The following is a 6,132-nucleotide window of genomic DNA, read 5'->3' on the forward strand; positions in this document are numbered from 1 at the left end:
CCGCCTTATGGTTTGCTCAGGTCCACCAACGGCGTTTCCCGGACTTCGGTTTTCTGACCGTTCTGGATGGCGTCGATGCGCTTGAGCACCTTATCCACAGCGCCCTTGTCCGCCAACAGGCTGTAGTGGATCTGGAACTGCTTGTGCTCTTTCGGCGCGATGGTAGGAACCAGACCCAGGGGGCGCTGATACCGGCGGTTATAGGAAAAACTGGTGCCTGGCTCCAGCCCGGTCACGTAGCCCTGGCCCTGGGTATCGGTGTTTTTCCACAGGGAGAACACCGGAAGCGTGCTGGTGTTGAAGCCCACAGAAACACCGAGGCTACCGGCCTTGTTGTGCAGCACGGTGAGTGTGTCGCCCTTGGCGTCAGCGTATGGCACGACGTTGTAGACGGTTTCGTCGTAATCCTTGGTCGGGCCCCGGTAGGTTTGCCAATCGGACAAATCGCCCTTGGCCTTGTCGTTGAACGGCGAAACCTGCTTGACCGGTGCCACGAAACGGGCGCCCTGCTCCAGGAACGGCGTACTGAAGTTGCTGTGGTAGAGCGCTTGGTATTCCTTCGGATAATCGCCGTTGTTGGTCAGCGTATCGCTGAGCGCGAACGTCACGCTGCCGGGTTCGGTGACCAGTTCGGTCTGCACCGAGAAATCGACCTTCTTGAACGCCTGCTCCTTCAACTCGCCCCGCAGGGTGATGGCGTAGGGCGGCTTTTCGTCGATGTGCAAGGTGACTTTGTTGGCAGGAATATTGGCGGCACGACCATGCAGGGTCAGCAGCTCACCGTTGTCCATGCCGGGATGGCCGACCCACTCGTAGCCGCAACGGGTGACCAGCTCATTGAAACCTTCGAGCCAGCCCAACCCGCCTCGGCCGTTGAGTTCGATGAACGCCGGATTGACCACTTCCTTGACGGGCGAATCCCAACCCATGCGCACATTCCCGACCGAAGCCTGCAGCACGTTCATGCCACGGGTCGGGACGACCGAAAGTTTCAGGGTGCCATTGTCGATGTCGACGATGCTGACGCCTTCCTGCCGGCCGCCGTGCAGGGTGCGCATCGTCACGGAAAAGGGTTTGTCGGTCTTCACCCCGAGTTGCTGGCTGGTGATTTGCCAGGGTTGGGCGGCTTTATCCGTATCCAGCAGGACGTAATCCCAAGCCATCGCCTGGGAGGCAGCGCCCAAGGCGCCAAGGGTAACGAGGAGTTTGAGCGGAGTCATGGTCACGACCTTTTATTGGAGTTGTGCGGTTTTTATAGACTTGAAGAAACGTTTCAGCAAGCTTAAAAACAGCAATAATCCTAAAAAAGGAGCGACACCGGGGTGACAGCTTTTGTGGGAGCGAGCTTGCTCGCGATAGCGGTGGGTCAAATTGAGATGACGCTGGCTGGGCGGCCGTCATCGCGAGCAAGCTCGCTCCCACAGGGGTATGGGTGAACTTGCTCGTGACGGGACGCTTCAGCGGAACCGATCAACCTCTTGGCGCAGGTCCTGGGCCAGTTTTTCCAGTTCCTTGGCGGTGAGTGCCAGGTTCGAGACCACTTGGCGCTGTTCGCTGTTGGCCATGGCAATGCTTTGCAGGTTGCTGCTGAGCAGGGTCGCGGTGCTGCTTTGTTCCTGGGTGGCGGTGGTGATCGCCGCAAATTGCTGGCCGGCCGAGCGGCTTTGCTCATCGATGCGGGCCAAGGCCGTGGCCACGTTGGCGTTGCGCGACAGGCCTTCCTGCATCAACACATTGCCCTGCTCCATCGTGCTGATGGCATTGCCGGTTTCCTGCTGGATGCTGTTGATCATGCTGGAAATTTCGTCAGTGGCCTGGCGAGTGCGGGAAGCCAGGCTGCGGACCTCATCGGCCACCACGGCGAAACCACGGCCCTGCTCGCCTGCGCGGGCAGCTTCGATGGCGGCGTTCAAGGCCAGCAGGTTGGTCTGCTCGGCGATCGAGGTGATCACACCCACGATGCCGCCGATTTCCTGGGAACGCTGGCCCAAGGTGTTGATGACCGTGGCCGTGCTGTTCAGCGCACCGGCAATTTGCTCCAGGGACGACGACGCTTCGTCCATCGAGGTCCGGCCAATGCGGGTTTGCTGGGCGTTTTCCTGGGCCAGGCGTTCGGTGTTGCCCATGTTGTCGGCAATGTTCAATGAGGTCGCACTGAACTCTTCCACCGCGCCGGCCATGCTGGTGATTTCGCCGGATTGCTGCTCCATGCCTTCATACGCCCCGCTGGACAACCCGGACAGCGCCTGGGCGCGGCTGTTGACCTCCTGGGAGGCCTTGCGGATGTGCTCGACCATGGTCGACAAGGCCTGGCTCATCTGGTTGAAGGCACGGGCCAACTGACCGATTTCATCATGGCTCGACACGTTCAGGCGCACGCTCAGGTCGCCGGCGCCCAAGGCTTCGGCCTGGCGTACCAGGTCCCCAAGCGGCGCCAGTTTGCTACGCAACAACCACATTGCCGAGCCGACCGCCAACAACATCGCCAGCAGGCTGCCAATGGCCAATTGCGTACCGACGCTCCAGGTCACGGCGCGAATCTCGGTTTTCGGCATGCTCGCCACCACGGCCCATGGCCCGCCTTCGAACGGTACGGCGACGCTGTAGAACGCTTCCGCGGTGTCGTCCCAGAACGCACCCTTGCCCGGTTTTTTGATCAAGCCCGTGATGGCCGCAGTAGCGTTGTCCAGCGCCTGTACGCCCGCCGGCGGCACCAGCCATTTGTTTTGCTCATCCAACAATGCCAGCGAACCGGTCTGGCCGATGCGGAAACGCTTGAGGTTCTCGAACTGCGCGTTCTGCGCATCGGTGTAGTCGAAGCCTACATACAACACGGCAATGATCTTGCCGCCGCTGTCGCGTACAGGCGTGTACTGCGACATGTAGAAGCGTCCAAAAAGCAAGGCTCGACCGATGTAGCTCTGCCCGCTGATCACCGGACCATAGGCTGGACCGGCGCGGTCGAGCACGGTACCAATGGCCCGCGTGCCGTCCTGTTTACTGACGGAGGTACTGACGCGGATGAAATCGTCGCCGCTGCGCACGAATACCGTGGCAACCCCGGCGGTCATCGCCTTGAAGTCATCCACTTCCTTGAAGTTGTTATTCAACACTTCGCTGCCCAGGTTCAAACCTGGGGTCTGTACGCCCGCCACCGTCACCGGCTGGTCTGGATGCACGGTCAGGCCCGCGCTGAAGCGCTTTTCGAACAGACCGGCCAAGCGCTGCGTGCTCTCGCGCAAGGTGCCGTGGAACGTATTGAGCTGATCGGCCATCAGACGCGCTTCGCTGGCCAGGTGTTCTTCACGGGTGGTGAGGTTGGCAGCGTCCAGCGAACGCAGGGCGAAGACGGTACTGCCGGAGATCACGATCGCCAATATCACAGCGAGGGCAAGGCCTAGCTGTGAGGCGATCCGGGCACGGGGTTGAGACATGACGGCTCCTGGCCGAGAGACCGGATCATCCTGATCACGCTCGCACGCTCGGCATTTTTCGAGTGAGGTGTAAGTTGGTCCTTTCTGCACGAAGGTTCCATCCCCACACATTCGGCGGCAAAACCAAATACTTGAGCGGCCTGGAGGGATTAATATCAAGTAGCTATCACGCCAACTGCAACGTTTCAGCCCAAACGCTGCACGTCGGGTAATTGCATGGCCTTCACCTCACCCTGGAGGAAGTCGCTAAGTCGGCGCAAACGTTCACCTCCCGGTCGGGTTTTCGGCCAGACCAGGTAATAGTGTTCACCGCTGGCGACAGCCGTCGGCCAGGGCAGGCTCAGGCGCCCCTGAGCGACGTCCTCGGCCACCATCAGCAGGTCGCCCATGGAAACCCCATAGCCGCGTGCCGCTGCGATCATGCCCAGCTCCAGGGTATCGAACACTTGGCCCCCCTTGAGCGAGACCTTGTCAGACAGGCCCATGCGTTGCAGCCAATTGCGCCAGTCCCGGCGATCCGGCGTGGGGTGCAGCAATTCAGCGCAGGCCAATCGCGCCACATCCCAAGGCTGGTCGTTCAGCAGGTTCGGCGCGCCCACCGGGATCAATTCCTCGGGAAACAGCAAACTGGCCTCCCAGTCCGCCGGGAAATGCCCGTTGCTCAACAATACGGCGCAATCGAAGGGCTCGACGTTGAAGTCCACCGCGTCGATGTCCATCCAGGCACTGGTCAGTTGCACCTCGTTGCCAGGCTGCAAATGCCGGAAGCGACTCAAGCGCGCCAACAGCCAGCGCATGGTCAGCGTGGAAGGCGCCTTCATGCGCAGGATGCCATCCTCGCCATGCAAGGTATGGCAGGCGCGCTCCAGCGCCATGAAGCCCTCACGTACGCCCGGCAACAACAACCGCGCCGCCTCGGTCAATTGCAGGTTGCGGCCGCTGCGCAGGAACAGCCGACAGGCAAAGTGATCTTCCAGCGTGCGAATGTGCCGGCTGACGGCGCTCTGGGTGATCGACAGCTCTTCAGCGGCCCGGGTGAACGAGCTGTAGCGCGCCGCGGCTTCGAATGCCCGCAGCGCATAAAGAGGAGGAAGACGACGAGACATCGCAAAAGCTCCATGGCGTTGTTTGCAAACCCTACCAGAAACGCATTCAGCATGAGTTTTAATCATGCCAGCGATCTTTTTTATCCCTTTGTGCAATCCGCCGGGAGCGCCGAGAATCGTTGCTTTACTGCCTTGTTTGAACATGGAGCGTGATGATCATGCGGCATCCTGTGCGTACCGAACTCTGGGCCATCCTGCGGCTGGCGGGGCCGTTGATTGCCTCGCAGTTGGCGCACATGCTGATGGTGCTCACCGACACCGTGATGATGGCGCGCCTGAGCCCCGAAGCCCTGGCCGGCGGCGGGCTTGGGGCGGCCACCTATTCGTTCGTGTCGATCTTCTGCATCGGCGTGATCGCTGCGGTGGGCACCCTGGTCGCGATCCGCCAGGGCGCAGGCGATGTCGAAGGCGCCACCCGGCTGACCCAAGCCGGACTGTGGCTGGCCTGGTTGATGGCGCTGATGGCCGGGTTGCTGTTGTGGAACCTCAAGCCGGTGCTGCTGATGTTCGGCCAGACCGAAACCAACGTGCTGTCCGCCGGACAGTTCCTGCTGGCGCTGCCATTCGCCCTGCCCGGCTACTTGAGCTTCATGGCCCTGCGCGGCTTCACCAGTGCCATCGGCCGGGCCACACCGGTCATGGTGATCAGCCTTGGCGGGACGCTGGCCAACTTCCTGCTCAACTACGCGCTCATCACCGGCATGTTCGGCCTGCCGAAACTCGGCTTGATGGGCATCGGCCTGGTCACGGCCATCGTCGCCAACTGCATGGCCCTGGCGCTGGCCTGGCACATCCATCGGCACCCGGCCTACCGTGCCTATCCGCTGCTCGACGGCCTGTCGCGGCCCAATCGCCAGTACCTCAAGGAGCTGTGGCGCCTGGGCCTGCCGATTGGCGGCACTTACGCGGTGGAGGTCGGGCTGTTTGCGTTCGCTGCGCTGTGCATGGGCACCATGGGCAGCACGCCGTTGGCAGCCCACCAGATCGCGCTGCAGATCGTCTCGGTGGCGTTCATGGTGCCGGCGGGAATGTCCTACGCCATTACCATGCGCATCGGCCAGCACTATGGCGCCGGGCAGTTGCTGATGGCGCGCCTGGCGGGTCGGGTCGGGATTGGCTTTGGCGCGGCCGCCATGCTGGCGTTCGCCATGGTGTTCTGGTTGCTGCCCCATCCATTGGTCGGCTTGTTCCTGGACCACGACGACCCGGCGTTTCGCGATGTGATCAACCTGGCCGTGAGCCTGCTGGCGGTGGCGGCGTGGTTCGAGCTGTTCGATGGCACGCAAACCATCGCCATGGGCTGCATTCGCGGGCTCAAGGACGCCAAGACCACTTTCCTGGTCGGTCTGGGTTGCTATTGGCTGATCGGCGCGCCAGCGGCGTGGTGGATGGCGTTCCACCTGAACTGGGGACCGACCGGTGTCTGGTGGGGCCTGGCCCTGGGGCTGGCCTGCGCGGCCGTGAGCCTGACGGCGGCGTTTGAATGGAAGATGAAGCGGATGATTCGCAGTGAGCCTGGGCTGAGGCGCTTCGAAAGCATCCAAGCCGACTGAGATTCCCTATGTGGGAGCGGGCTTGCTCGCGAAGGCGGT

At 61.9% G+C, this 6,132-nt stretch carries 4 protein-coding genes and 1 pseudogene; 1 reads left to right on the plus strand and 4 read right to left on the minus strand.

Annotated elements, in window-relative coordinates; translation table 11 throughout:
• Positions 1–5 precede the first annotated feature (5 nt).
• The 4 genes and pseudogenes from CFII68_RS16825 to CFII68_RS16815 form a co-directional block, all read right to left on the minus strand.
• Positions 6–1,220, minus strand: coding sequence for an aldose 1-epimerase family protein (locus CFII68_RS16825; protein ID WP_018605566.1), 1,215 nt, complete (start codon positions 1,218–1,220; stop codon positions 6–8).
• A 237-nt stretch (positions 1,221–1,457) separates the two neighbouring features.
• The gene (locus tag CFII68_RS28185) at positions 1,458–2,318 is read right to left on the minus strand and encodes a methyl-accepting chemotaxis protein (protein ID WP_371103543.1); all 861 of its coding nucleotides are present in this window, start codon (positions 2,316–2,318) and stop codon (positions 1,458–1,460) included.
• 42 nt (positions 2,319–2,360) lie between these two features.
• A pseudogene (locus CFII68_RS28190) lies at positions 2,361–3,545 on the minus strand (Cache 3/Cache 2 fusion domain-containing protein); the annotation flags it as partial.
• 74 nt (positions 3,546–3,619) lie between these two features.
• Positions 3,620–4,540 carry a LysR substrate-binding domain-containing protein gene (locus CFII68_RS16815; protein ID WP_018605570.1) on the minus strand — a complete coding sequence of 307 codons (921 nt, stop codon included), beginning with the start codon at positions 4,538–4,540 and terminating at the stop codon, positions 3,620–3,622.
• Positions 4,541–4,698: 158 nt separating this feature from the next.
• On the opposite strand from CFII68_RS16815, the gene CFII68_RS16810 reads away from it, so the two are divergent.
• Positions 4,699–6,093 (plus strand): NorM family multidrug efflux MATE transporter, encoded by a 1,395-nt coding sequence (locus CFII68_RS16810; protein WP_033062590.1) that lies wholly within the window; start codon positions 4,699–4,701, stop codon positions 6,091–6,093.
• The last annotated feature ends 39 nt before the right edge of the window (positions 6,094–6,132 follow it).

Origin of the sequence: Pseudomonas sp. CFII68 (assembly GCF_000416195.1) — a bacterium.
Taxonomy (GTDB): domain Bacteria; phylum Pseudomonadota; class Gammaproteobacteria; order Pseudomonadales; family Pseudomonadaceae; genus Aquipseudomonas; species Aquipseudomonas kilonensis.